Genomic DNA, 25,669 nt, shown 5'->3' with positions numbered 1-25,669 from the left:
ATTGGCGAGCCCCGCGGTCAAATTTCCGGGATGCTCTCGCGGAAAATCACCTGCAGCCGAGGCTGGTGGAGTTCGTAGGGCAATCCTCTGACCGAATGCGACAGGATGTTAAGCGCCTCCCTGGCCTCGACGCGGGGGTTCTGGTCGATCACCGCGTCGAGCGTGCCGTCGAGCAAAAGCTCCTTCGTGCCGTCAGTCACCTCATGGCCGAGGAAGATGATCTCCTTCGCGCGTCCGCGCTCCTTCAGCGCGCGAGCAATGCCGGTGTTGCCGGCGCCGACATTGTAGATCGCGGCAAGGTCGGGGTGGCGCTCGAGCAAAGCGGAGGCTTCCGAATAGGCCTTTTCGCGATCGTCGAGCATTTCACGCATCTCGACGATCTCGAGGTTGGGCGATTCTTCGGCGAGGATATGGCGGAAACCCATCTCGCGCTCCTCATGGCCGCGATAGGCGAGCGAGCCTGCGAACAGCGCGACCTTGCCCGGGCGGCCGGCGCCCATGAAGCGGTTGAGGAGATAGCCGGCCAACCGGCCCGCGGCGCGGTTGTCGATGCCGATATAGGCGACCCTCGGCACGTGCAGGATGTCGGAGGCGATGGTCACGACCTTGATGTCGCTGGCCGACAGCGAGCGGATCGCCTCGCGCACCGTCGGGTGGTCGAGCGCGATGACGCCGACGCCTTGCGTCTGGCCGTGCAGGTCCTGCAACAAGCGGGCGAGCCGGTCGGGGTTGAAGCCTTCGATGGTCGTCACGCGGACGTCGAGATCGGGCCGCGTCAATGCCTGCGCCTCGATATGCCGGTGCAGCAGCTTGATGAAGGAGTTGGTGCCGGCCGGCAGCGCGAAGTCGAGCCTTATCGTCTGGCCCGGCACGGCTCTCTGCGGCACGCCGTTCGGTGTTTCGGCGATGTATCCCAGGCGCTGCGCCATCTCGATGACGATCTCGCGCGTACGCGCCCGCACGCCCGGCCGGTTGTTGAGCACGCGGTCGACCGTGGCCGGAGAAACGCCGGCTTCCCGGGCTATGTCTGTCAGGGTTGACCGCACGTCGAGCACCTCATCGCAAGCACCAAAATCACACAGCTTCCACTCAGTTCCGGAAAACGCCTCAGCAGCGACCGCGATTCTGATGTGAAATGATGTAACCGCCCTTGGCTTGCGCGCAAGCCGGCGCGGTACACAAGGCGGCGAAGGTTCGGCCAAGCCGGCCAGGTCGCGGCAAGAATCCCTCAAATCCAAGCAATGGGTGCGATGTGATGGGTTCGGCGGACGGCATTTTCTCCCTCATCTGCGATCTTATGACGTGTTTTGAGCATTTATGATGTTGACAGGCTTCATGCACTGTCGTCAATATCCCTCACGTGGGCCATGGAGGAACAGGCCCCGAGGGAGGAATTCGATGTCTCAACTGATCCGCATGTCGCGGCGCCGCCTGTTGGCGTCCGGAGGAAAGGCGGCTGTCTTCGTCGCCGCGACTGGTATTGCACCGCAGTTCATTCGCCCCGGCCGCGCCTTCGCGGCGGATGCGCTGGCGCCCGGCATGATCGGCGGGCCGACCGGCTTCGACGGCGCCGAGCGCTACCAGTACGGGCCCGACACGCCGGAAGGGCGTGCGGTCGAGGCGGCCAAGGCCCTGAAGGCGGCGGGTAAGGCGCCGGCAAAGATCGTGCTCGGCCTGTCGGACGGCTCGATCGGCCAGCTGACCAAGCCTTTTCCGGCCGGCGCGCCGTCCATCAAGGATCTGTGGGAAAAGGAAACCGGCATCCAGATCGAGATCGTCGGCCTGCCGAACGGCCAGGAATTCACCAAGACGATGCAGGACATCTCCACCAAGGGTGGGGCCTACGACATCTATTCGACCGAATGGAACCGGCTCGGCGATCTCGCCGAAACCGGCGGCATCGCCAAGCTCGACGACTTCGTCGCCAAGCACAAGCCGGAATGGGACGAGCCGAAGCAGGGTTACGTCAACGGCGCCAAGGGCGTGTCGCTGCTCAACCAGTATCGCGGCTCGACCTATGGCGTGTCGCTGGACGGCGACTTCCAGACCTGGGTCTACCGCACGGATCTGTTCGGCGACGCCGCCGAGCAGAAGGCCTTCAAGGACAAATACGGCTACGACCTCGCTCCGCCGAAGACCTGGAAGCAGCACAGCGACGTCGCGGCCTTCTTCCAGCGGCCGGACAAAGGCCTGTTCGGCTCCACCGACCTGCGCAACCAGGGCTGGGGCTATACCAACTGGTACCAGCGCTATGTCTCGATGGCCTCGCCCAACCAGTTCCTGTTCGGCGACGACGGCAAGCCGCTGATCAATTCCGAGCAAGGCATCGCCGCCACCAAGGAATATGTGGACTCGCTGGCGCATCATTCGCCCGACGCGATCTCGTGGGGCTGGCCGGAGCAGTATGGCAACTTCGCCAAGGGCGGGGCAGCGATGACCTGCGCCTTCTCCAACCTGCCGAAATTCCTCGACAATGCCGGCAACAAGGATTCCGCAGTCACTGGCAAGATCGGCTCCATGCTGCCGCCGGGCCGTGAGATCGACGGCAAGCTGATCAGCCGCTCGGTGCTCTGGTTCTCGCTGACCGGCATGGTCTCGTCGCAGTCGAAGAATCCGGAGGCCGCCTACCTTCTGCTGCAGTGGCTGGGTTCTGCCCGCATCTATGCCTGGATGAGCGCCAATCCCGGCGGCTATCTCGATCCGTTCCGGCTCTCGGACTTCTCCGATCCGCTCGTACGCCAGACCTACCACGCCTACCACATGGACGTGGTGCGCGAGACGGTGGCGCGCACGGTGCCGACCATCAACTATCCGGGCGCCACGGCCTTCCACAACGCGCTTGACGAGAACCTCGTGGCCTCGCTGACCAAGGCCAAGACGCCGGAGCAGGCGATGGCCGACACCGAACGCGAATGGAAGAAGATCGCGCGGCGCATCGGCGAGGACAAGCTCCTCGAAGCCATCAAGACCAACAAGGAGGCCTGGCCCACGGTTCTCGATCCGATCAGCTGATCCGCCTCCCTGGATCAGAGCCGGAGGGGAGGGGCGTCAGCTCTTCCCCTCCTTCCTTAACGCCACTAGCAAAGCAGCCAGATGAAGCGTTCCGTTCCCTTCGAGATATTCCGCTATGCCGCGATCCTCGCGGCGATGGCGGTGACGCTGGTGCCGATCCTGTGGATGGTGTCGATGGCCTTCAAGCCGATCGGCGAATGGTCGGCGACCGGCGCCGACCTGACCTGGTGGCCGAAGCAGCCGACGCTCAGCAATTTCCAGTTCGTGTTCGGCGAATCCGACAACGAGCTGATCGTCGCGCTCGACCATACGGCGCTGAAGCCGATCCTGTCGTCGCTGCTCTCGGCGGTGTTCGGGACCGTGATCGCCATGTCGGCGGGTACCGCCGCGGCTTATGGCCTGTCGCGCTTCGGCTCGGGCCAGAACCTGCCGCTGGCGCTGATCCAGCTCAGGCTGTTTCCGCCGATGGCGGTGATGATCCCGGTGATGATCATGTGGGCTTTCCTCAACCTCAACGACACGTGGTTGGGGCTGGCGCTGATCTACGGCATCGTCACGCTGCCCTTCGCCTTCTGGCTGATGAAGACCTTCTTCGACGACATGCCGCGCGAGATCGAGGAGGCCGCACTGGTCGAGGGCTGCTCGCGGCTGCGCGTCTTCACCCGCATCACGCTGCCGATTATGCGCGCGCCGCTGGCCAGCGCGGCGCTCTTCGTCTTCATCCTCAACTGGTCGGATTATCTCATCGCGCTGCTGCTCACCACGCGCGAATGGGTGACGATCCCTGTCTATATGGCGTCGCTGTCCTCCTCGATGACCGGGCAGCTCTACGGCGCCAAGGCCGCGCTCGGTCTGATCGCGGCGGTGCCCCCGGTGATCATGGGCATCGCCATCCAGCGCCATCTGGTGCGCGGGCTGACCTTCGGAGCGCTCAAGCAATGAGCGCGGTGACGGCGACGATTTCGGAGGACAAGATGGACGCGCGGACAAAGCCCGCCACGCCTGACGAAGGCGCACGGCTGGGCTTCCGCCTGACCTTGCCGGCGCAGATCCTGGTGCTGTTCATCTCGGCCTTTCCGTTGCTGATGCAGCTCTACATCAGCGTCACCGACTGGTCGCCGCTCTCCGGCATCGGTTGGTGGAATGCCTGGGAGATGTGGAACAGCTTTGCGAACTACACCGACCTTGCGGCCGACACGCGCTTCTGGAGCGCCCTGCAGCGCACGGCGATCGTCATGCTGGTCTGCGTGCCGGCCGAGTTTCTGCTGGGGCTCGCGCTGGCGACGCTGTTTGCCGACGACTTTCCCGGCAAGCGCATCTTCTATTCGATCCTTTTGATGCCGATGATGGTCGTGCCCGCGGTCGCCGGCTACATGTTCTTCATGCTGTTCCAGTCGGGCGGCCCGGTGAACGACATCCTGTCGCGGATCGTCGGCACGCCGGTCACCATTGCCTGGCTGTCCGACCCGAACCTGGCGCTGATCGCCGTCATGATCGCCGACATCTGGCAGTGGACGCCGCTGATGTTCCTCATCTTGCTCGCCGGCCTGGTCGGCGTGCCGGAAGACCAGATGAAGGCGGCGACGCTGCTCGGCGCCAATGCCTGGCAGCGCTTCGTCACCATCGTGCTGCCGAAGATGAAGACGATCATCATCATCGCGCTGGCGATCCGGGTGATCGAGAACTTCAAGATTTTCGACACGCTTTACATCATGACCGGCGGTGGCCCCGGCGTCGCCACCGAGACGATCTCCGTCTACATCTACAAGGTCACCACGCAGGACCTGATCTGGGGCTATGTGGCGGCGATCGCTCTCGCCATCCTGATCGTGCTTTCGATCGTCGCGGTCTACGCCATGAAGCGCATGGCGAAGACACGGGAGGTGCCGGCATGAGCGCCATCCACCTTCAGAACCTGGTCAAGAAATTCGGCGACTTCACCGCGCTGAAGACGATGGATCTCGAAATCGCCGATGGCGAGTTCATGGCGCTGCTCGGGCCGTCCGGCTGCGGCAAGTCGACGACGATGAACATGATCGCCGGCATGGAGGAGCCGACCAGCGGCAGGATCCTGTTCGGCGAGCGCGACATGGCGGGTGTGCCGATGGGGCGGCGCGGCGTCGGCTTCGTCTTCCAGAACTACGCCATCTTCACCCATATGACGGTGCGCCAGAACCTTGCCTACGGACCGAGGATGCGCGGCGCCGCCAAGGCCGAGATTGACCGCCGCGTCAGCGCCATCGCCGAGATGCTGCAGCTTTCGCCACTGCTCGACCGCAAGGCGGACCGGCTTTCGGTCAACATCCTGCAGCGCGTGGCGATCGGCCGCTCGGCGATCATGGAGCCGGCGATCTTCCTGCTCGACGAGCCGCTGTCCAATGTCGACGCGGCCTTTCGGGCGGTGATGCGCACCGAGCTCAAGCAGCTGCAGCGCCAGTTCAAACAGACCATGGTCTATGTGACGCATGACCAACTCGAAGCGATGACCATGGCCGACCGCATCGCGGTGATGGATCATGGCGTGCTGCAGCAGGTCGGCACGCCGCTTGAGGTTTACAATAATCCGGCCAATGTCTTCGTCGCGCGCTTCATCGGCGCGCCGGGCATGAACCTGCTGAAGGGCAGGCCGGCAGAGAGCGACCGCGGGCTGGTCATCGATCTGGGACCGCTCGGCGTCACGCCGCCCTTGGCGGACGAACTCGCTTCGGCCGTTCGCGCGGTGCGCGGCGACGTGCTCTATGGCTTCCGGCCCGAGCAGGTGACGCTTGCCGAGCGCGGGCTCACCATGCCGGTAAGCTTCGTCGAGCGGATCGGCGCGCGCACCATCGTCCATCTCGGCGAAGGCGAGGGCGCGGTGAAGGCGGTGTTCGAGAACGATGTCGGGCTGTCGGTCGGGGAGACGGCGGTCGTCGCGCCGCCGGCCTCCTCGGTGCGCGTCTTCGCCGCCGCGACCGGCCTTGCAGTGAGGGCGGGCTGAGTCATGGCCGATATCGTTTTCCGCAACGTCACGAAGCGCTACGGCAACACGCTTGCCGTCGACGACGCTTCCTTCACTGTCAACGACAACGAGTTCTTCTGCTTCTTCGGCCCGCCGCTGTCGGGCAAGTCGACGATTCTGCGTCTGGTGCTTGGATTGGAGCAGCCGGACGAAGGCGAGATCCTGATCGGCGGCAAGCCGGTCAACGACGTTTCGCCGGCCGAGCGCAACGTCGCCATGGTGTTTCAGAACCTGGCGCTGTTCCCGCATATGAACGCGCGCGACAATGTGCGTTTCCCGCTGGTCGAGCGGAAGGTCGCCGAAGCCGAGATCGAGAAGCGGCTGGCCGACGTCGCGGCGAAGCTGCATATCGGCCACATCCTGCACAAGCCGCCGGCGCAGCTTTCCGGCGGCGAGCGGCAGCGCGTGGCGATCGCGCGCGCTTTGGTGCGCGACCCGGCGGCCTATCTGATGGACGATCCGATCTCGGCGCTCGATGCCAGGTTGCGCGAAGAGACGCGCGTCGAGCTGAAGCGCATCCAGCGCGAACTCGGCAAGACGCTGATCTATGTCACGCACGACCAGGAGGAGGCGATGTCGGTCGCCGACCGCATGGCGATCCTGGAGAACGGCCGCATCAGGCAGATCGGCGCGCCGGCGGAAATCTATGACCGGCCGGCCAGCGCCTATGTGGCGCGCATGCTCGGCTCGCCGATGATGAACATCCTGCCGTCGGTGCGCGGCGCAAGCGGGATCGAGGCGGCCGAAGGGACAATCTGCATTGCCGATGTCAAAGCGCCCGCCGAGGCAATCGAGATCGGGCTGAGGCCGGAAGACATCAAGGTGCGGCCATGGACGGGCAACGGGACGGCGGAAGGCCGCCCGGCGCGGGTGTTCGAAGTCGAGCCGCTCGGCGGCTACACAGTGGTGACTTTAGCTGCCGGGCAAGCACGGCTCAGGGCATTGCTGCGCGGGCAGCCCGACATCAGGCCGGATGCGATGGTGGCGATATCCTGCGAGCCGGCCAAAGTGCATTATTTCGGCCAGGACGGAGGCGCGCTGTGACGGCGGCCGTAAGCACTGAATTTCGGGAGGAAGAGATGGCAGAAAAAGGCTTCGAGCCGGACGTCAAGGTTCGCACCAGGGAATACCGGATCGGCTGCGTCGGCGCCGGCATGATCATGGCCGAGTGCCATCTGGCGGCCTACAAGGAAGCGGGCTTTCCGGTGGTGGCAATCGCCTCGCGCACCAAGGCGAATGCTCAGAAGGTCGCCACCCGCTGGGACATTCCGACTGTACACGAGACGCCGGAACAGCTGATCGAGGATACCAACGTCGACATCATCGATCTGGCCTTTCCGCCGGACCAGCAGCCGGCGCTGATCCGCCATGCGCTGAAGCAGAAGCACATCAAGGCGATCCTGGCGCAAAAACCCTTGGCGCTGTCGGTCGAGGAAGCCGTCAAGCTGCGCGACGAGGCGGCGAGGGCCGGCAAGATCCTCTCGGTCAACCAGAACATGCGCTACGACCAGTCGATGCGCGTCCTGAAGCAGATCATCGACAGCGGCGCGCTCGGTGACATCGTCTTCGCCCAGATCGACATGCATGCGATCCCGCATTGGCAGACCTTCCTTCAGGGCTACGACCGGCTGACGCTCGCCAATATGAGCGTGCACCACCTCGACGTGCTGCGCTTCCTGTTCGGCGATCCCGACGAGATCACGACGCTGACGCGCAAGGATCCGCGCACCCAGTTCGACCATTCCGACGGCATCACCGTCTCGACGCTGCGCTTCCCGTCGGGCGTGCTTGCCGTCTCGCTCGAAGACGTTTGGTCCGGCCCGCGGCAAGAAGGCTATAAGGACGACCAGCACATCAACTGGCGCGTCGACGGCACCAAGGGCGTCGCCAAGGGCACGATCGGCTGGCCGACGGGTGCGGCCTCGACGCTGACCTACGCTTCGACCGAGACGACCGGCGGCGAATGGGTGAGCCCGAGCTGGGAGACGATGTGGTTCCCGCACGCCTTCATCGGCGTGATGGAACAGCTGCAGCATGCCGTGAAGACGGGCACGCCGCCGGCGCTCTCCGTCGCCGACAACGTCAAGACCATGGCGCTGGTCGAGGCAGGCTACCGCTCGATGGCGGCGGGCCGCACGGTCAAGCTTTCCGAGATCCCGACAAACTGAATCAACTGAATCGCTTACAAGGAGGAATTCATATCATGATGCAGGCAGGTATTTTCACGGGCTATTTCCCGTACGGCCTCGAAGAGACGGCGCAGAAGATCCGCGGGCTCGGTTTCAACACGGTGCAGCTGGATCTGCACTTCAAGGACATCGACCTCTCGGCCGGGCAGATCACCAAGGACAAGGCGAAGAAGGTGCGGGATGTCTTCCGCGACCACAACCTGCCGGTCTGCTGCGTGTCGGGCTACACCAACATCATCCATCCGGATAAGGCGGAGCGCGAGAAGCGCGTCGGCTATCTCAAGGAGATCATCCGCAACGCGCGCCATTTCGGCTCGCCTTACGTCATCTCGGAAACCGGCACCTACAACACCGAGTCGGACTGGGTGCATCACCCGAAGAATAAGACCGAGGAAGGCTTCGAGGAGTGCCGCAAGGTGATCGCCGACCTTGCCCAGACGGCTTACGACCATGGCGCGGTCTTCCTGCTCGAAACCTATGTCAACAATGTCGTCGGCTCGGTCGAAGAGACGGTGAAGATGTTCGCGCAGGTCGACCATCCCGGCCTCGGCCTGCTGATGGATCCGACCAACTATTTCGAGACCCACAACATCGACCGGATGGACCAGATCCTGAACCAGGTCTTCGACACGCTGACCGACAAGATCAAAATCGCGCATGCCAAGGACGTGAAACGCTCGGGCGACGACAAGTCGGAGAAGCATGCCGATATCGGCGACGCCGACGCGATGGAGAGCCACACCTTCCGCGGTGTCGGCGAGATCGAGCTGCCGGCGCCGGGCTTGGGCTCGCTGAACTACGACCTCTACCTCAAGCGTCTTGCCGAGAAGCACCCGAACATCCCGGTGATCATCGAGCATCTGTCGGAAGACGACGTGCCGCGCGCCAAGAAGTTCCTCGACGGCAAGTTGCGCGAGAACGGCCTCTAAGGGGTCGCGCGGGCGCCGTCGCTCGGATGGCGCCCTGCGGCTTGCATGAACACAAGGTGGAGGAAACCAGATGTTGAAATTCGGATTGAAACTGGCGGCCGCGGCGACCGTATTCGCCGGCATCGCGTTCGGCTCGGCTGCGCAAGCCGCGGACGGCCAGAAGACGTTCTATCTCTTGTCGCATGGCGGCCCGTCCGATGCGTTCTGGATCGACTGGAACGCCGGCGCCACCAAGGCCTGTGACCAACTCAAGGTGACCTGCAAGATCTCCTTCAGCGGCGGCGACATGGCGGCGCAGAAGGAAGCCTTCAACTCGGCGCTCGCCGCCAAGCCGGACGGCATCGCCACGACCTCGGCGCAGCCGGGGCTGTGGACCGAGGAAGTGAAGGCTGCCAAGGCCGCCGGCATACCGATCGTGTTCTTCAATACGGACGATCCGGCCACCGGCCGCCAGGCCTATGTCGGCGCCGATCTCAAGGAAGCCGGCGCCATCTGGGCGAAGTACCTCGTCGACCACAAGATGGTGAAGCAGGGCGACAAGGTGTTCCTGCCGGTCGAGGTGCCCGGCGCCAGCTACCAGCAGCTCGAGACGGAAGGCATCGCCGGCGTCTTCGATCCGCTCGGCATCAAGTATGATGTGGTCGATTGCGGCACCGACCCGGCGGGCATCATCGCCAAGATGACCGACTATATGGTCGCCAACAATCCGCCGGCGATCATCGCGCTCGGCGATTCCGTCGCGGCCAGCGTCAAGCGAGTGTTCGACGGCGCCGGCATTCCGGCCGGCAAGATCCCGGTCGTCGGCTGGGGCAATTCCAAGGAGACGGCGCAGGCGGTCAAGGACGGTTTCGTCAACGCCGCTGCCTGGCAGTATCCGTCGGCGCAAGGCTTCATGCCGGTCGCGCTGCTTGGTCTCGCGGCCTCGGGCGAGCCGATCGGCTACGACATCCACACCTTCGGCCTCTACGACGCCTCCAGCGTCGAGCCGATCCTGAAGCTCTACGACAAGAAATGAGAGAATTTGCGCCCGCCATGCGAGCGGCGGGCGCAAGGCAGAAAGCATGGTTCAGCAAGTCATGGTTCAGCAAGTCGGGGCAGTCACCTCGGAAGACGGCGCGGGGCGCGCGAAAGGCAGGTCGAGCCTGATGCGCTCGCCGCAATTCTCCTCCTTCGTCATCCTCATCGTGCTCCTGGTGGTTTTCGCGCTCGCCGACGGCAATTTCCTGTCGCCGCTCAACATCTCCAACATGATGGCGTTTCTGCCGGAGCTCGGCATCATCGCGCTCGGCATGACGCTGCTTCTGACCGCCGGCGAATTCGACCTGTCGGTCGGCGCGGTGTTCGCGCTCGCCCCGGTGGTGGTGATGCTGCTGGTGCAGAATACCGGGGTCGATATCGGGGTCGCGCTGCTCGCCGGACTACTGCTCTGCATCGCGATCGGCGCTATCAACGGCGTGATCGTCACCAAGATCGGCATCTCGTCCTTCCTGGTGACGCTGTCGATGCTGCTTATCGTGCGCGGTGCGGCGCTCTACATCACGCAGGGCTTTCCGCTGAAGTCCTGGGACCAGCCGGGCTTCTTCGTCACGCTGCTCGCCGGCAGCTTCAACATCGGCGCGTTCCGCTTCTACACCTCGCTCTGGTGGTTCATCGGGCTGTCGCTGCTTGCGGTCTATGTGTTGCGCTACGCCAAGCTCGGCAACTGGATCAGCGCCATCGGCTCCAACCGCAACGCGGCGGTGGCGCGCGGCGTGCCGGCTGATGCGGTCAAGATCTGGCTGTTCATCCTGACCTCGGTGCTGGCCGGGCTTGCCGGCATGATCAGCGCTTTCCGCATCTCGGCGGCTTCGCCGGTCGCGGGCACGGGCTACGAGCTGGAGGTGATCGCCATGGTGGTGGTCGGCGGCACGGCGCTGACGGGCGGCCGCGGCACGATCCTCGGCACCATCGTCGGCGCGCTGATGCTGCGGGCGATCCGCAACGGCATCGTGCTCGTCGGCGTGCCGGGGCTCGCCTACAACATCTTCGTCGGCGTCATCATCCTCGCCATGCTCATCCTGCACGCTTTGCTGCAGAAAAACGCCGCAAGGAGCTGACGATGATGCAGGAAGTGCTCCGGCTGCAGAACTTACAAAAATCCTTCGGCAGCGTGCGCGCGCTGAAGAACGCCTCGCTGACGCTCAAGGAGGGCGAGGTGGTGGCGCTGCTCGGCGACAACGGCGCCGGCAAATCGACGCTGATCAAGGCGATCTCCGGCGTATTTCCGATCGATCGCGGCGATATCTATGTGCGCGGCGAGAAAGTCTCGATCCGCTCGACGCGCGAGGCGATGGACCTTGGCATCGAGACCATCCACCAGGACACCTCGCTTGCGCCCGACCTCAGCATCGCGCGCAACCTGTTCCTCGGCCGCGAGCCGGTCAATCTCAAATGGCTGGGCGTCTTCGCGCCGCTCGACCTCGCCAAATTGCGCGATGCGGCTTCGGCGCTTCTCAAGCGCGTCGGCATCTCGAAGAAGCTCGACGCCGACGCACTGGTCTCGACACTTTCCGGCGGCGAGCGGCAGTCGATCGCGATCTCGCGCGCCATGCAGTTCGCCGCCAAGGTGATCATCCTTGACGAGCCGACCAACAATCTCGGCGTCGAGGAAACGCATGGTGTGCTGCGCTTCGTGAAAGAGATGCGCGCGGCCGGGCATTCGGTGCTCTTGATCACCCACAACATCCACCACGTCTTCGAGGTCGCCGACCGCATCATCGTCATGCGCCGCGGCGAGATCGTCGCCGAGCAGACTGTTGCCGACACCGACCTCGTGACCGTGGAAAGCCTGATAACCGGCGCCGACCTGTCGGCGCTGATGAAAAGGGCGCAGTGACACCATGGTGAAGCTCTACGGACAGACGCTTTCGCGCCGGCAGGTCGCCGAACGCTCCGGCATGCTGTCGCAGTTCGCCGGCGTGCGGCTGATGACGCTCGGCGATGGCGTCGAGCGCGGCATCCGCCTGCTCGAATTCCGCACCGGCTCGGGCCTGCGCTTCACCGCGCTGGTCGACCGCGCGCTCGACATCGCCGATTGCGAGTACAAGGGTCAGGCGATCGGTTGGCATTCGCCGAGCGGTTTCCGCAATCCGGGCCTGCACGACTATGAAGGCGAGGACGGCTTTGCCTGGGGCCGGTCCTTTTCCGGCCTGCTCGTCACCTGCGGCCTCGACCACATTCTCGGCCGCAGCGAGGTGCCTGCCGAAAACTATAATTATCCCGGACGCAAGACCGTGACCCATTCGCTGCATGGCCGCGTCGGCACCATTCCGGCGCGGCTCACCGGCTATGGCGAAAGCTGGGACGGCGACCGCTGTGTGCTTTGGGCGGAAGGGATCGTCCAGCAGGCAAGCGTGTTCGGCGAGGATCTGCATCTCATCCGCCGCATCGAGGCCGATGTCGGCGGCAGCGAGATCCGGCTCTCGGACCGCGTCGTCAACCACGGCTTCCACCGCACGCCGCATATGTATTTCTACCACGTCAATGTCGGGCATCCGCTGCTCGAGGAAGGCTCGCGCTACTTGGCGCCGATCCGCGACGTGGTCTGGGCCGCGCATGAAGGCGAACGCTACGAGGCGCAGAGGGTCGGCTACCGCACCGTGCCTGCACCTCAATTGGGCTTCAGCGAGCAGGTCTGGCAGCATGAGCTTGGCGTCGACACCGATGGCGAGGTGCCGGTCGCCGTTATCAACGACCGGCTTGGCCTCGGCTTCGAGGTCGTCACCCGCAAGGACCAGCTGCCTTGTTGCTATGAGTGGCAGAATTTCCAGGCCGGGCAGTATGCGCTTGGCATCGAGCCCTCGACGCATCATGTGCTCGGCAATCTTGCCGCGCGCGAGCGTGGCGAGATGATCTGGCTGGAGCACAGCGAGACCCGCGCCTATGACGCCGTGTTTCGCGTCCTCGACGGCAAGGGTGCGATCGCCGATGTGGAACGAAGGATCGTGGCCATCGCCCGCCAGCCCGAGCAGGATTATCCTCGGCCTTCCGGCAATTTCCCAAGACTGGCGGGCAGGGGATGAGCGCGACATTTATCCAGAGCAAACCCTCCGGCCGGCGGACCGGATTGCCAGCGCTGCTTGAAGATTGGAGGCCGATTTGACGATGGCAAAGAAGCGCGACTACAGCCTTGTCGGCGAAAGCACTCGGCTTGCGATCGAGACCGGGCTCGCCTCGGCCGAGTGGTACCATACCGACGTGCCGCGCAAGATCATGAAGGAATTGATGCAGCGCTCCGATGGGCCGGCGATCCGCGACACCATCATCTGGATCGTCGCGATCCTGGGCTCGGCAGCTGGCATCGTCTGGTTCTGGGGCAGTTGGTGGATCGTGCCGTTCCTGTTCGTCTATGGCGTGCTCTACGGCTCGTCGAGCGACTCGCGCTGGCACGAATGCGGCCACGGCACGGCCTTCCGCACGCGCTGGATGAACGACGTCGTCTATCACATCGCTTCCTTCATGCTGATGCGCAATCCGGTGCAGTGGCGCTGGAGCCATGCGCGCCACCACACCGACACCATCATCGTCGGCCGCGACGCCGAGATCGCGGTGATGCGGCCGCCGGACCTCGTCAAGGCGGCTTTGGCCTTCACCGGCATCCTCGACTTCCGCTATTCGCTGCCGACGCTGGTGCGCCAGGCCCTCGGCACATTGTCGGACGAGGAGAAGAGCTACATTCCTGAGATGGAGCAGCACAAGGCGGTGACCGCGGCGCGCTGGCATATGGTCGTCTACGCCGCGACGATTGCTGTCGCGATCGCGCTTGGATCATGGATACCGCTCGTATTGATCGGCCTGCCGCGGCTCTACGGCACCTGGCACATGGTGCTGACGGGGCTGTTGCAGCATATCGGGCTGGCCGACAACGTCACCGATCACCGGCTGAACACGCGCACCGTCTACATGAACCCGATCAGCCGCTTCATCTACTGGAACATGAACTACCACGTGGAGCACCACATGTTCCCGATGGTGCCGTATCACGCGCTGCCGAAACTGCATGAACTGATCAAGCATGATCTGCCGGTGCCGAACCCGTCGATGTGGCATGCCTATCGCGAGGTCTGGCCGGTGCTGCTCAGGCAGCTGAAATACGAGGACTATTATCTCAAGCGCGAATTGCCGCCGACGGCCAAGCCCTATCGCGGCGAATTCCATGATCTCGACATAACGGCCGCGGCCGCCGAATAGGCCTCGCGCAGGCAAGCTGGAGACAGACGATGGCGGAGTGGGTTGAAGCATGCGCGGTGGACGACGTGGACGAGGAAGATGTGATCCGCTTCGACCATGGCGGCCGCACCTTCGCGATCTACCGCTCGCCGGACGACGCCTTCTTCGCGACCGACGGGTACTGCACGCATGAAAAGGCCCATCTCGCCGACGGCCTTGTGATGGACGACATAATCGAATGCCCCAAGCACAATGGCCGCTTCAACTACAAGACCGGCCAGGCCAAGGGCGCGCCGGTCTGCGTCAACCTCAAGACCTATCCGGTCAAGGTCGAGGCCGGTAAGGTGATGATCGATATCGGCTGAAAGCCGCCAGACAAAACAGGATGTAACCGATGAGCCGGAAGAGACCGACCGTTGCCGACCTGCGCGCCATGAAGGGCAAGCGGCAATTGACCATGCTGCGCGTGCTGACGCTGGAGGAAGCCGAGGCTGCCGAGCGGGCAGGGGTCGACATCGTCTCGGTGCCGCCGGACCTGGTTCTCAACCCGCAATATCGCGACGCCGCGCCCAGCCTCTTCACCATGCCGGGCGACAATTTCTTCGAGATCGGCACGGCCGACGATTTCGTGCGCTGGTCGTTCCGGCTCTACAAGGCCGGCGCCGACGCGGTCTATTGCAGCGCCGGCTACGCCACGATCAAGCGCATGGCCGACGACGCCATCCCGGTCATCGGCCATGTCGGCCTGATCCCGTCGCGCGCGACCTGGACCGGCGGCTTCAAGGCGGTCGGCAAGACCGCCGATACCGCCATGCAGGTGTTCGAGGCGGTCAAGCAGTTGGAGGCGGCCGGCGCGATCGGCGCCGAGATCGAGGTGGTGCCGGTGGAAGTGGCGAAGGCGATCTCGGAGCGTACTTCGCTGATCATGCTGTCGATGGGCGCCGGCACGGGCTGCGACGCGCAATATCTGTTCGCCGAGGATATTCTCGGCACCAATCGCGGTCACATGCCGCGCCACTCGAAAGTCTATCGCAACTTCGCCGCCGAATATGACCGGCTGCAGCAGGAACGCATTGCGGCGTTTTCCGAATATGTCGCCGACGTCAACAGCGGCGCCTATCCGGAAGACAGGCATGTCGTGCACATGGATCCGGACGAGCTCACCCACTTCATGAGGAAGGTGGACGCAAAGCCCTGAACCAAGAATCGAAAAGCGTCAGCCCGTGGCCGGAGGGCCTTGCCAGATTCCGCTGACGAGAGCGGCATAGAGCGCTTCAGCGTCGATGCCGAGCGGCCTGTCTTCCTTGAGCGTCGCCACATGCGAACGCACGGCCGCGTGGAACGCGCCGGTGGCCGGCGCGAGCGCCATGCCCTCGCGCAAGTCGATGGCCTGCGCTGCAGCCATCAGTTCCAAGGCGATCAGTCGCCGCCACAGCACGATCATCTCGGCGCATTTGGCGATGGCGAGCGGCGTCTGCGTGGCGTGGTCCTCGACGCCCTCGGACACGGGCAGGAAATCGAGCATCACCGGATTGGCCTTGTGGCGCATCGCGGCCAGGATCGCCGTCACCGTCTTCTGCAGCGGCACGAAGCCGGCAGAGGCACCGCCGACTGGCGACAAATATTTCGGCAGGCCGTGACGCGTCGAGCCGGTGAGTTGGACGAAGCGCGCGGCGGACGCGGCCGCGCATTGGGCGATCGCCAGGCCAAGCGTCTCGAAGGCGAGCGACAGCGACGCGGTGTGGAAATTGCCGGTCGACATGACCAGCTCATCCTCGGCAAGCACCAGCGGATTGTCGGCGGCGGCGTTGAGCTCGATCTCGACAGCAAGCCTGGCATGGTCGATCGCCTGGATCAGCGCGCCGTGGATCGAGGGCATGCAGCGGATCGACAGCGGGTCCTGGATGGTGGTCGGCGCCGGCGCCTCATCGCGCGCCAAGAGGTCGCGCAGCGCCTTGGCCGCAAGCTGCTGGCAGGCGCCCGGGCGTGCCTGATGCTGGCGCGGATCGAGGATGGTGCGGTTGGCGCCGATGCCTTCCATCGTCAGCGCGCCGGCCTGCTGCTGCTGGTCGAGCGCCGACAGCGCATCGGTCAGCGCCAGCGCTCCCATCCCGATGGAAACGGCCGAGGCGTTGATCAGGGAAAGACCGTCCTTCGGCGAGAGAGTGACGGGTGCAAGCCGCGCCATCATCAGCGCCTTGGCGGCAGGCATGCGGCGGCCCTGATATTCGGCTTCGCCATCGCCGATCAGCACGCGGGCGACCGCCGTCATCGGCAGAAGATCGCCGGCGCCGATCGAGCCCAGCGACGGCATCACCGGATGCACGCCGGCATTGAGCGCTTCGACCAGCGCGGTGAACACGCGCGGCGACAGGCCCGAGCCGCCGGCGGCGAGCATCGCAAGGCGGGCGAACATCGCCGCCCGCACCACCGGAACCGGCAGAGCATCGCCGACGGCGGCGCTGCGGCCTTCGATCAGCTGGCGCTGGAAGGCGCCGGCGTCGCCTACGACAGTCGTGACGAGATTGGCGCCGAGCCCGGTGTTCAGCCCGTAAATCTGCTGGCCGCCGGCCGCGGCTGCATCGAGGACCTGGCGAGCCTTGTCGAGCTTTTCAAGCACGGCAGGCGTGATCTCGACCTTGCAGGCGTTGCGCGCGGCGGCAACCACATCCTCGATGCTGATGCCGGCGCCGGTGAGAACGAGCGGGCTCATGCGAAGCGCAGCCTCTGGCCGATGCCTTTTTCCGCGGCCTTGGCGAGCATGGCCTTGCCCAGCGCAATGTCGGACAACGAGAGGCCGCGATGCCAGAACAGGATCGTCTCGCCATCGCTTTGCCGGCCGGCTTTGAGGCCGGCCGCGATCTGGCCGAGCTCGGCATGCAGCGTCGCCTCGCTCAGCCGTCCCGTCTCGACATGGGCGCGCAGCGAGCCGAACTTGCCGCCCTTGCACTGGCCCCAGTCATCGACGACGATCTTCTGCATGATATCGGTCAATGACAGCTCGACCGCGCTCATCGTGCCATAGGGCACGACCAGCGCGCCGCGCTTGATCCATTCGGTCTTGAGCAGCGGCTGCGGTTCCGGCAGCCGCGAGGCTTCGACGACGATGTCGGCGCCTTCGACGCAGCTTTTCCAGTCAGCCACGGCCATGACCGGCTTGCCGAGGTCGGCCGCCAGCCTGGCGACAAAGCTATCGCGGCTTTCGGGGCGGCGTGAGTGGACGCGGATCTCGTCGAAGTCGAAGAGATGGTCGAGCAGGCGCACGTTCCAATAGGCGGTGCCGCGCGCGCCGATATGGCCGAGTACCTTGGACGACCTCTTCGCCAGATGCCTGGCGCCGATGGCGGTGACCGCGCCGGTGCGCATGTCGGTGATGACGGTGGCGTCGAGAATGGCGCGCGGCGTGCCGGTGCGCGGATCGAAAAGATTGAGAATGCCGAATTCCGACGGCAGGCCATGCCTGTAGTTGTCGACATAGTCTCCGACGATCTTCACGCCGGCGGCATCGAGCGGCGCCACATAGCCGCGCAGCACGTTGAAGTGGCCGTGAAAGGACGGGTCGGGCTCGAGATGGACGCGCGGCTCGATAACAGTCTGGCCGTTCCCCTGCGCGACGAGCCCGGCTTCGACGGCGCCGATGATCTCGGCGTCGGTCATGGCAAGCGCTTCGATGTCGAGAGCATTGAGATAGTCGATATAGATCGGCTTCATGCGTTTTCCTCGGCCACCCCGGGCTCATCCATAACAGGCGAAACGGCGACACGGAAGTTTGTTGGATAAGCTCTGGACTGGGCCTGCGCCACGGCGATGTGTGCATGGTCCTGCCGGCCAATGCCGGCGCCGAGGTTCCAGGCCATTCAGCGAACAATTGACGTCGCGCCGGGCGCATTTTGCGGACTCAAATTGCGCCGTCCCGCGACGTCCCGAACGGGTTCTTCCACCCGCCGCGCGATCGCGGCAACGAACTGCCAAAAGCCCAAGAGTTTCCGGCTATTGCGCCAGTTGCGGCAATTGATGCGTCCACTCGGAAAATAGTCGGAGAGGCGCGGTTCTTGAACGCGGATTCATTTGACGAGCCGCTGTTGAGCCGATTAGCTTTCATGCGGGGTGCAGGCCGGCAAGGCCTTGCCCTCGGGGCGAAAGACACAAGCGATGAATGCGATCGGCTGGCCGAACTGGAGACGCCTTAATCAGGAAGGCATCGTCTTTGCCATCGCCATCCTGTTGTTCGCCGCCGCTGCGCTGGGCCTGCCCGGTTTCCTGACCGCCGACAATCTGGTGGCCATCGTCCGCTCGGTCTCGGTGCTCGGCATTCTGGCGCTTGGCATGGCGGTCGTCATCATCGGCCGCGGCATCGACCTGTCGGCGGTGGCGATCATGGCGATGTCGGTCGCCTGGTACCTGCAACTGCTCAACACCGGAACTTCGGACGGACTCGCCTTCGTCTATGTGCTGGCGGGCGTTTTAGCCATCGGCCTGCTCAACGGCTTTCTCGTCGCCTATGCCGACGTGCCGGCGATCTTCGTGACCTTGGCCACCGGCTCTTTTGTGTTCGGCTATGTGCGCTCGCAACTGATCACGCAGGATGCCGTGCCGGTGCCCGGCGGACACTGGGTCGAGCTGCTCGGCGGCGTCCGCTTCCTCGATATTCCTGTCGAGGTGTTCGTCTTCGCCGGGCTGGCCTTCCTGGTGTTCCTGTTCCTGCGCTACACCAAATGGGGCCGCTTCATCTATTTCGCCGGCGACAATCCGGTCGCGGCCCGCAACATCGGCGTTCCGGTACGGCCCATGCTGGTGCTGCGCTACGTGCTCTCGGCGTTCGTGGCGCTGGTCGCCGGGCTTTTGACGGCAGCCAGCCTGCATTCGATCAACACCCGCATCGTCAACTCGACGCTGCTCTACGACATCGTCCTGGTGGCGGTGATCGGCGGCATCGGACTTTCGGGCGGCAGGGGCGGGGTGCGCAACGTGCTGGTGGGGGCGGCGCTGATCGGCATCCTGCTCAACGCCATGACCATTATCGACATTCCGCTGCTCTACCAGAACCTGATCAAGGCGGCGATCCTGCTCGGGGCCATCATCGTCGACGGCATCATCAATCCACGCGACGAGCAGACGGCGCAGCAAGGCGACATTTAGAGCAGATGGGCTAACCCATCTTGCTCTCGGGTACCCGGGCGATCGCGACGATCGCCCGGCAACGAAAACCGAACCAGAGGTGTGACATGAGACTACTCAGAACATTGATGGCCGCCGCCACGGCGCTCGCCGTTACCGCCTTCGCGGCGCCGAGTCTTGCCGCAGACGATCCCGGCCCGGCCGCCTATGCCAAGGCGCTCAACGGCAAGCGCGTCATGCTGGTGCCGCTGGCGATGGGCTTCGACCTGGCGCAGGGTTGGGCGCACTACCTGAAGAAGGAAGTCGAGGCCTGGGGCGGCACGTTCGAGACCCGCGACCCGAACTGGGTGGTCGATGCCGGCGCGCAGGCGATCACCGACGCCATCGCTTCGGACACGCGGCCGGACGTGCTGATCATTCATGCGCCCGACCTCAACTCCTACTCGAAGCTGATGAAGAAGGCGCAGGCCGCCGGCACCTATGTGCTGCTGGTCGACAATCCGGCGAACTTCCCGGCCGACGCCTTCGTCGGCAGCGACTGGGACAAGCTCGGCCAGCTCGAGGCCGAAGCGGCGATCAAGGGCTGCGGCGAGAATTCGTCCAAGAAGATCGGGCTGGTGCAGGGCGACCAAGCAAACTCGTCGAGCCTCTACCAGTATGCCGGCATCATGAAGGTGCTGGAGAAGCATCCCGACTTCCAGGTGGTGGCCAAGCCCGACTCGAACTGGGATGCGACCACGTCGCGCAACGTGACGACGACGATGCTGCAGCAGCACCCGGACATATGCTCGATCATCGACTTCTGGGACGGCGACGCCACCGGCGCCTCGGCCGCGATCCGCGACGCCAAGCTCGACGGCAAGGTGTTCCTGGTCACCACCGGCGGCGGCGAGAAGGCGGCCGATTGCGACAAGCTGAACGACGGCACCTATGGCGCCGTGGTGATGACCGATCTTGCCCGCCAGTCGGGCGACATGAACGCCATCATCAAGTTCCTGCTGCAGAGCGGCCAGCCGGCCGGCACCTCGCACACCTACATCTACACGCTGGAGAAGGCGACGACCAAGGCCGACCTCAAGCCCGACAGCTGCTGGGACCTGAAGGCGCTACAGGCCGAAGCGGCGGCGAAATAAGCGACGCCGCCCGAGAGCATCCCACGAGGTGGCCGGATCGTTCCGGCCGCCTCTTTCCCGTTGAATGACAGCAGCAGCCGATGAATTTTCGTGAACGCCTCCAGGCCTGGCGCTACAATCTCGTGCCCGACCATCTGGTCGGCGAGATCCTGACCAAACGCTGGACCGACAACGCCATACCTTTCCTGGCGCTGGTGGCGACGCTCGGCGTGTTCGGCTCGATCATTCCGGGCTTCTTCAAGCTCACCTCGCTGCAGGAATCGACCCGCCAGCTCGGCGAGTTCTCGCTGGTCGTCATCGGCATGACCGTGGTGATGCTGGGCGGCGGCATCGATCTTTCGGTCGGCTCGATCTTCGCGCTGTCCTGCTTCTCCGCCGTCTACGTCTTCTTCATCCTCGAACAGTCGATCTGGCTGGCCTTGGCCGCCGCCCTCGCGGCCGGGCTCGTCTTCGGCGCCATCAACGGTTACCTCGTCGGATATCTCAGGCTGCGCGCCTTCCTCACCACGCTGGTCACCTTCATTTTCGGGCGGGCGCTGTTCGACATCCTCGTCACCACCTATGCCGCCGACGTGCAGCTTTCGCAGGCGAGCTCCGATGTGCTCGACTTCATCGGCGACGGCACGTTCTGGGGCCTGTCGGTCTCGGTCTGGCTGGCCATGATCCTTGCCGTCATCACGCATATCGCGCTGACGCGCTCGCGGCCCGGCTGGCATGTGCTGGCGGTGGGCGGCTCCCGGCGTTCGGCGCATAATGCCGGTATCCAGGTCCGGCGCACCGTGTTCATGACCTATGTCTTCTCAGGCTTCTGCGCCTCGATCGGCGGCTTCCTGATCGCCTGCCGGTTGAGCGGGGCGGGGCCGGGCACCGGCCTCAATCTCGAGATCATGGCGCTGACGGCGGCGGTGGTCGGCGGCGTCAGCCTGGGTGGCGGACGCGGCTCGGTGGTCAAGGGCCTGATGGGCGCCATCATCGTTCTGACCATGACCAACGGCCTGATCCGGCTCGGCTACGGCACCGGCACCAACCAGATGGTGCTCGGCATCCTTCTGGCGGTCGCCGTCACCATCGACATCCGCTGGCTGAAGAACCGCCACAAGGTGCTGAACGAGGTCTATGTCGCGCCGGTCTACCTCAAGATGGGCGAGGCGCAATCTGCGGCGCCCGGTTCGGGCACGTCCTATGAGCTCGACAATCGGCTCTCGGCGGCGGACCATATCGGGCTCGGCGAGTTGGAAGGGCCCGAGGACGTCATCCTCGACCGCGACGACCACCTCTATTGCGGCACGCGCCATGGCGAGATCGTCCGCTTCTTCGCACCGGACTATCGGCGTTCCGAAGTCTTTGCCCATATCGGCGGCTTTCCGCTGGGGCTCGCCTTCGACCGGGACGGCAATCTGATCAGTTGCGTCGGCGCCATGGGGCTCTATTCGGTCTCGCCGGACCGGGAGGTGAAGCGCCTCTCGGCAGAGACGGCACGCTCCTGGACCTCGATCGTGGACGATGCGCGTCTGCGCGACCCGAACGATTGCGACATCGCGCTAGACGGCCGCATCTATTTCACGGATTCGACCAAGCGATATGATGCCCATGATTGGGCGCTGGACTCGATCGAGAATCGCGCCACGGGCCGTCTTTTGGTGTACGACCCGAAGGACGGATCGACCAAGACGCTGCTCGACGGCTATCGCTACACCAACGGCGTGTGCATGGCGCATGACGGCAAGTCGCTGTTCTTTGCCGAAAGCTGGGCCTGCCGCGTGCATCGCTATTGGCTGGAAGGGCCGAAGGCAGGCACCGCCGAATGCGTCATCCGCGACATGCCGGGCTATCCCGACAACATCAACCGTGCCTCGGACGGCAATTACTGGATGGCGTGGCTCGGCATGCGCACGCCGAGCTTCGACCTATCGCTGCGCCATCCCGACATGCGCAAGCGCATGACGCGCCGCCTGCCGCAGGACGAGTGGCTGTTTCCCAACATCAACACCGGCGGCGTGGTGAAGTTCAACGAGAAGGGCGGCATTGTCGAGACGCTCGGCGATCTTTCCGGCAACGCGCATCCGATGGTCACCTCGATGCGCGAGCACAAGGGCTACCTGTTCGTCGGCGGCATCCTCAACAACCGCATCGGGCGCTACAGGATCGAAGGCGCAGACCCGAGCTGGACGAGCCCCGCTTCCTATTGGGGAGACAAGCCATGATCCTCGATCCGATCCTGGATGTCTTTCGCAGCAGGGCGGTCACCATCCCGCCGCTCGACGGCGCCTTCCGTCCCAACACGCGGCTGGACGACGCGCCGGCCTTCGCCGAACTGAGCGAGCCGGACAATCTGCTGGTGTCTGACGGGCGGCTGCTTGTCTCCAGCGGCAACGCTATCCTGGCGGTTGCGGCCGGTTCCGAGCCCGTCGCTGTCGAAACCTTTCAATCCTCCGTCACCGCGCTGGCGCTGTCGCCATCGGGCGAACTGACCGTCGGGCTGGAGAGCGGCAGACTGCTGATTGCCGGCAAGGAGGTTTCGCTGCCGGCCGAAATACGGTGCATCACAGCGCTTGCCTATGCCGATGACGGCATGCTGTGGCTGGCCAATGGCTCCAGCGAACATGCTCCGTCGCAATGGGCGACCGACCTGATGAAGAAGGGCGCATCCGGTTCGCTGTGGCGGTGCGGGCCAGGAGGCATTGGTTTTCAGAAGATCGCCGGGGACATCGCCTTTCCCTATGGGCTTCGCCCGGTCGGCGCCAACGTGCTGGTGAGCGAAAGCTGGCGCCACCAGCTCGTGCGCTTTGACGCGACTGGCAACCGCTCGACGGTGCTGACGCATCTGCCCGGCTATCCCGCGCGGCTGTCGCCGGCGGGAGATGGCGGCGCGTGGCTGACGCTATTTGCGTCACGCAACCGGCTGATCGAATTCGTGCTACAGGAAACGCATTATCGCTGCGACATGATCGACCAGGTGCCGCCTGCCTACTGGATCGCGCCGGCGCTGGCCTCCAACCGCAGCTTCCTCGAGCCGCTGCAATGCGGCGGCATCCGCACCATGGGCATCCACAAGCCGTGGTCGCCCAGCCGCTCCTATGGGCTGGTAGTCAAGCTCGATCGGGGCCTGCAGCCGCAATTCAGCCTGCACAGCCGCGCCAACGGCACGCGGCACGGCATCTGCAGCGTGGCGGAAAAGGAGGGTCGCCTGTTCGTCGCCTCGAAGGGCGGTGATTGCGTGCTGGCGCTCGACCTCGCTTCGGGAGGTTTCTGATGGAACCGATCGTCCGTTTGGAAAACGTCACCAAGACCTATCGCGGCGTGCCGGCGGTAAAGAACGTCACGTTCGATCTGAGAAAGGGCGAGATCCATGCGCTGCTTGGCGAGAACGGCGCCGGCAAGTCGACGCTGACCAAAATCATCGCCGGCGTCGTCGACGCGACTTCGGGCAAGATGTTCCACAAGGGCGTCGAGACGGCTTACGCCTCGCCGCACGCCGCGCTGGAAGCGGGCATCGCCATGGTGTTCCAGGAGACCAGCCTGGTGCCGTCGATGACGGTGGCGCAGAACCTTTATCTCGGCACCGAGAAATTCCTCAACCGGCTGCGCGGCACCTACATCTCGGCGCAGCAATTCCTGCAGTCGCTGAATTTTCCGGTCGATCCCAACGCGATGGTGGCGACGCTGGGCGCGGCCAAGCGGCAGATGGTCGAGATCGCGCGCGCCGTCCACCACAATGCCGAGATCATCATCTTCGACGAACCCACCGCGACTCTGACGCCGGAGGAAAAACGCCATTTCTTCGCGCTGATCCGCAGGCTCAAAGCGCGCGGCGTGTCGATCGTCTTCATCAGCCATGCGTTGGAAGAGGCGCTGATGATCGCCGATCGCATCACCATCCTGCGCGACGGCGAACTGGTGATCACCGACGAGACATCGACCTTCGACCGCGACAGGATCGTCGCCGCCATGGTCGGCCGCTCCCTGTCGGGGCAGATCTACCGCCAGCGCGACGAGACGAAGCTGCGCAAGGCCGGCAAGAAAGTGCTCTCGGTGCAGGACATCTCGATGAGCAACATCGTGCGCAACAATTCTTTCTCGATCTTCGAAGGCCAGATCACCGGCGTATTCGGGCTGATCGGCTCTGGCCGCACCGAGACCTTCAAGATCGTCTCGGGCATCTACAAGCGCGACTTTTTGCGCGGCGGCGCGATCGAGCTCGACGATAAGCCGGTGCGCTACCTCGTGCCGAGCGAGGCGGTGGCCGACGGCATCGTCTACGTCACCGAGGACCGCAAGAGCGAAGGCATCTTCGAGACAATGGGCATCGCCGAGAACCTGTTCGGCGGCCTGCTCGCCGCGGGCCGGGAAAAGGCCTGGGTGATCAACCAGCAGGAGATGCGGCAGCTTTCGGCCGAATGGACCAAGACGCTCAACATCAAGGCGATCAACGACAATGCCCGCGTGGTCGAGCTTTCCGGCGGCAATCAGCAGAAGGTGGTGATCGGCAAGGGGCTGGTGCAGCAGCCGCGCATCGTCATCCTCGACGAGCCGACCCGCGGCGTCGATGTCGGCGCCATCGCCGAGATTCACCAGATCATCAACCGGCTGGCGGACGAAGGCCTCGCCGTGGTCGTCATCTCATCCTACCTGCCGGAGATCATGAACCTGTCCGACCGCATCCTGGTCTGCCGACAGGGCCGTATCGTCGAGGAATTCTCGCCGGCGGAGGCGACGGAGGAGAAGATCATGTACGCGGCGGTGCACTAGGGTAGCGAGGCGACGGCGGATGATCGCACCGTTGGAGAGACTGGCCGAGGCGCCTGTCATTTCGTCATCCACGGGCGGAGCAAGGAGCGAAGCGACGCGCGCAGACCCGAGGATCCATGCCGCGGCTTTCAGGCGCCGCTACGGTGCAGAATTCTGCTTCGCCGCACCCTTCGCGCGAGGTCACGGAATGGATTCCAGGGTCTGCGCGCGTCGCTTCGCTCCTTGCTCCGCCCTGGAATGACTATGCTGAGGTGCTTCGGTCAATGTCCGCGGCGGCGAACGGTTCCGAGCCAAAAACTGAATCGGACAAACACGTTAGCTGTCTATGCGCAA

Annotated in this window: 22 protein-coding genes; 19 read left to right on the top strand and 3 right to left on the bottom strand. The window is 64.4% G+C overall.

Annotated features, from left to right (window positions below):
- Window positions 1–17: 17 nt before the first annotated feature.
- Window positions 18–1,046, bottom strand: a complete 1,029-nt coding sequence (locus LB535_RS17020; RefSeq protein WP_224633026.1) for a LacI family DNA-binding transcriptional regulator — start codon at window positions 1,044–1,046, stop codon at window positions 18–20.
- A 352-nt stretch (window positions 1,047–1,398) separates the two neighbouring features.
- On the opposite strand from LB535_RS17020, the gene LB535_RS17015 reads away from it, so the two are divergent.
- The 14 genes from LB535_RS17015 (at window position 1,399) to LB535_RS16950 (ending at window position 15,534) form a co-directional block, all read left to right on the top strand.
- Complete coding sequence (locus LB535_RS17015) at window positions 1,399–3,012, top strand: extracellular solute-binding protein (RefSeq protein ID WP_224633025.1); 1,614 nt, start codon at window positions 1,399–1,401, stop codon at window positions 3,010–3,012.
- A gap of 81 nt (window positions 3,013–3,093) precedes the next feature.
- Window positions 3,094–3,954 carry a carbohydrate ABC transporter permease gene (locus LB535_RS17010; RefSeq protein WP_224633024.1) on the top strand — a complete coding sequence of 287 codons (861 nt, stop codon included), beginning with the start codon at window positions 3,094–3,096 and terminating at the stop codon, window positions 3,952–3,954.
- Window positions 3,951–4,907: a carbohydrate ABC transporter permease gene (locus LB535_RS17005; RefSeq protein WP_224633023.1), complete on the top strand. Its 957-nt coding sequence runs from the start codon at window positions 3,951–3,953 to the stop codon at window positions 4,905–4,907. The genes LB535_RS17010 and LB535_RS17005 overlap by 4 nt, the downstream gene beginning before the upstream one ends.
- The gene (locus tag LB535_RS17000) at window positions 4,904–5,989 is read left to right on the top strand and encodes an ABC transporter ATP-binding protein (protein ID WP_224633022.1); all 1,086 of its coding nucleotides are present in this window, start codon (window positions 4,904–4,906) and stop codon (window positions 5,987–5,989) included. Before LB535_RS17005 ends, LB535_RS17000 begins: the two co-directional genes overlap by 4 nt.
- A gap of 3 nt (window positions 5,990–5,992) precedes the next feature.
- Window positions 5,993–7,054: an ABC transporter ATP-binding protein gene (locus LB535_RS16995; protein ID WP_224633021.1), complete on the top strand. Its 1,062-nt coding sequence runs from the start codon at window positions 5,993–5,995 to the stop codon at window positions 7,052–7,054.
- Between the two features lie 35 nt (window positions 7,055–7,089).
- The gene (locus LB535_RS16990; protein ID WP_224633020.1) at window positions 7,090–8,178 is read left to right on the top strand and encodes a Gfo/Idh/MocA family protein; all 1,089 of its coding nucleotides are present in this window, start codon (window positions 7,090–7,092) and stop codon (window positions 8,176–8,178) included.
- A 35-nt stretch (window positions 8,179–8,213) separates the two neighbouring features.
- Window positions 8,214–9,128 (top strand): sugar phosphate isomerase/epimerase family protein, encoded by a 915-nt coding sequence (locus LB535_RS16985; RefSeq protein ID WP_224633019.1) that lies wholly within the window; start codon window positions 8,214–8,216, stop codon window positions 9,126–9,128.
- A 70-nt stretch (window positions 9,129–9,198) separates the two neighbouring features.
- Entirely contained in the window at window positions 9,199–10,143 is a 945-nt protein-coding gene (locus LB535_RS16980; protein ID WP_224633018.1) for a substrate-binding domain-containing protein, read from the top strand.
- Window positions 10,144–10,273: 130 nt separating this feature from the next.
- Window positions 10,274–11,224 (top strand): ABC transporter permease, encoded by a 951-nt coding sequence (locus LB535_RS16975; RefSeq protein WP_224633074.1) that lies wholly within the window; start codon window positions 10,274–10,276, stop codon window positions 11,222–11,224.
- Window positions 11,225–11,226: 2 nt separating this feature from the next.
- A complete protein-coding gene (locus LB535_RS16970; protein WP_224633017.1) occupies window positions 11,227–12,003 on the top strand; it encodes an ATP-binding cassette domain-containing protein in 777 nt (258 codons plus the stop codon).
- Between the two features lie 4 nt (window positions 12,004–12,007).
- Entirely contained in the window at window positions 12,008–13,189 is a 1,182-nt protein-coding gene (locus LB535_RS16965; protein ID WP_224633016.1) for an aldose 1-epimerase family protein, read from the top strand.
- An 82-nt stretch (window positions 13,190–13,271) separates the two neighbouring features.
- Window positions 13,272–14,357: a fatty acid desaturase family protein gene (locus tag LB535_RS16960; protein WP_224633015.1), complete on the top strand. Its 1,086-nt coding sequence runs from the start codon at window positions 13,272–13,274 to the stop codon at window positions 14,355–14,357.
- 29 nt (window positions 14,358–14,386) lie between these two features.
- Window positions 14,387–14,701: a MocE family 2Fe-2S type ferredoxin gene (locus tag LB535_RS16955; RefSeq protein WP_224522907.1), complete on the top strand. Its 315-nt coding sequence runs from the start codon at window positions 14,387–14,389 to the stop codon at window positions 14,699–14,701.
- Window positions 14,702–14,730: 29 nt separating this feature from the next.
- Entirely contained in the window at window positions 14,731–15,534 is an 804-nt protein-coding gene (locus tag LB535_RS16950; protein WP_224633014.1) for a 3-methyl-2-oxobutanoate hydroxymethyltransferase, read from the top strand.
- Between the two features lie 18 nt (window positions 15,535–15,552).
- Here LB535_RS16950 and hutH read toward each other — a convergent pair whose 3' ends face one another.
- Both hutH and LB535_RS16940 read right to left on the bottom strand, forming a co-directional pair.
- Window positions 15,553–17,049, bottom strand: a complete 1,497-nt coding sequence (hutH, locus tag LB535_RS16945; RefSeq protein ID WP_224633013.1) for a histidine ammonia-lyase — start codon at window positions 17,047–17,049, stop codon at window positions 15,553–15,555.
- A complete protein-coding gene (locus LB535_RS16940) occupies window positions 17,046–18,047 on the bottom strand; it encodes an ornithine cyclodeaminase family protein (RefSeq protein WP_224633012.1) in 1,002 nt (333 codons plus the stop codon). Before LB535_RS16940 ends, hutH begins: the two co-directional genes overlap by 4 nt.
- 441 nt (window positions 18,048–18,488) lie before the next feature.
- Between LB535_RS16940 and LB535_RS16935 the strand changes: the two genes are divergently transcribed.
- From LB535_RS16935 to LB535_RS16915, 5 genes are all read left to right on the top strand, one after another.
- On the top strand, window positions 18,489–19,475 hold the full coding sequence (locus tag LB535_RS16935) for an ABC transporter permease (RefSeq protein ID WP_224600712.1): 987 nt from the start codon (window positions 18,489–18,491) through the stop codon (window positions 19,473–19,475).
- A gap of 86 nt (window positions 19,476–19,561) precedes the next feature.
- Window positions 19,562–20,587, top strand: coding sequence for a sugar ABC transporter substrate-binding protein (locus LB535_RS16930; protein ID WP_140838895.1), 1,026 nt, complete (start codon window positions 19,562–19,564; stop codon window positions 20,585–20,587).
- Between the two features lie 80 nt (window positions 20,588–20,667).
- Complete coding sequence (locus LB535_RS16925) at window positions 20,668–22,791, top strand: ABC transporter permease (protein WP_224633011.1); 2,124 nt, start codon at window positions 20,668–20,670, stop codon at window positions 22,789–22,791.
- A complete protein-coding gene (locus LB535_RS16920) occupies window positions 22,788–23,840 on the top strand; it encodes a hypothetical protein (protein WP_224633010.1) in 1,053 nt (350 codons plus the stop codon). Before LB535_RS16925 ends, LB535_RS16920 begins: the two co-directional genes overlap by 4 nt.
- A complete protein-coding gene (locus tag LB535_RS16915; protein WP_224633009.1) occupies window positions 23,840–25,336 on the top strand; it encodes a sugar ABC transporter ATP-binding protein in 1,497 nt (498 codons plus the stop codon). The genes LB535_RS16920 and LB535_RS16915 overlap by 1 nt, the downstream gene beginning before the upstream one ends.
- Window positions 25,337–25,669: the final 333 nt, after the last annotated feature.

This window comes from Mesorhizobium sp. CA10 (assembly GCF_020165285.1).
GTDB lineage: Bacteria > Pseudomonadota > Alphaproteobacteria > Rhizobiales > Rhizobiaceae > Mesorhizobium.
This window is presented reverse-complemented; position numbering and strand designations above follow the sequence as displayed.

Excerpts from the sequence above, each read along its gene's own strand:
- LB535_RS17015 (WP_224633025.1), top strand. The coding sequence starts at position 1,399 with ATGTCTCAACTGATCCGCATGTCGCGGCGCCGCCTGTTGGCGTCCGGA.
- LB535_RS17010 (WP_224633024.1), top strand. The coding sequence starts at position 3,094 with ATGAAGCGTTCCGTTCCCTTCGAGATATTCCGCTATGCCGCGATCCTC.
- LB535_RS17005 (WP_224633023.1), top strand. The coding sequence starts at position 3,951 with ATGAGCGCGGTGACGGCGACGATTTCGGAGGACAAGATGGACGCGCGG.
- LB535_RS17000 (WP_224633022.1), top strand. The coding sequence starts at position 4,904 with ATGAGCGCCATCCACCTTCAGAACCTGGTCAAGAAATTCGGCGACTTC.
- LB535_RS16995 (WP_224633021.1), top strand. The coding sequence starts at position 5,993 with ATGGCCGATATCGTTTTCCGCAACGTCACGAAGCGCTACGGCAACACG.
- LB535_RS16990 (WP_224633020.1), top strand. The coding sequence starts at position 7,090 with ATGGCAGAAAAAGGCTTCGAGCCGGACGTCAAGGTTCGCACCAGGGAA.
- LB535_RS16985 (WP_224633019.1), top strand. The coding sequence starts at position 8,214 with ATGATGCAGGCAGGTATTTTCACGGGCTATTTCCCGTACGGCCTCGAA.
- LB535_RS16980 (WP_224633018.1), top strand. The coding sequence starts at position 9,199 with ATGTTGAAATTCGGATTGAAACTGGCGGCCGCGGCGACCGTATTCGCC.
- LB535_RS16975 (WP_224633074.1), top strand. The coding sequence starts at position 10,274 with ATGCGCTCGCCGCAATTCTCCTCCTTCGTCATCCTCATCGTGCTCCTG.
- LB535_RS16970 (WP_224633017.1), top strand. The coding sequence starts at position 11,227 with ATGATGCAGGAAGTGCTCCGGCTGCAGAACTTACAAAAATCCTTCGGC.
- LB535_RS16965 (WP_224633016.1), top strand. The coding sequence starts at position 12,008 with ATGGTGAAGCTCTACGGACAGACGCTTTCGCGCCGGCAGGTCGCCGAA.
- LB535_RS16960 (WP_224633015.1), top strand. The coding sequence starts at position 13,272 with ATGGCAAAGAAGCGCGACTACAGCCTTGTCGGCGAAAGCACTCGGCTT.
- LB535_RS16955 (WP_224522907.1), top strand. The coding sequence starts at position 14,387 with ATGGCGGAGTGGGTTGAAGCATGCGCGGTGGACGACGTGGACGAGGAA.
- LB535_RS16950 (WP_224633014.1), top strand. The coding sequence starts at position 14,731 with ATGAGCCGGAAGAGACCGACCGTTGCCGACCTGCGCGCCATGAAGGGC.
- hutH (WP_224633013.1), bottom strand. The coding sequence starts at position 17,049 with ATGAGCCCGCTCGTTCTCACCGGCGCCGGCATCAGCATCGAGGATGTG.
- LB535_RS16940 (WP_224633012.1), bottom strand. The coding sequence starts at position 18,047 with ATGAAGCCGATCTATATCGACTATCTCAATGCTCTCGACATCGAAGCG.
- LB535_RS16935 (WP_224600712.1), top strand. The coding sequence starts at position 18,489 with ATGAATGCGATCGGCTGGCCGAACTGGAGACGCCTTAATCAGGAAGGC.
- LB535_RS16930 (WP_140838895.1), top strand. The coding sequence starts at position 19,562 with ATGAGACTACTCAGAACATTGATGGCCGCCGCCACGGCGCTCGCCGTT.
- LB535_RS16925 (WP_224633011.1), top strand. The coding sequence starts at position 20,668 with ATGAATTTTCGTGAACGCCTCCAGGCCTGGCGCTACAATCTCGTGCCC.
- LB535_RS16920 (WP_224633010.1), top strand. The coding sequence starts at position 22,788 with ATGATCCTCGATCCGATCCTGGATGTCTTTCGCAGCAGGGCGGTCACC.
- LB535_RS16915 (WP_224633009.1), top strand. The coding sequence starts at position 23,840 with ATGGAACCGATCGTCCGTTTGGAAAACGTCACCAAGACCTATCGCGGC.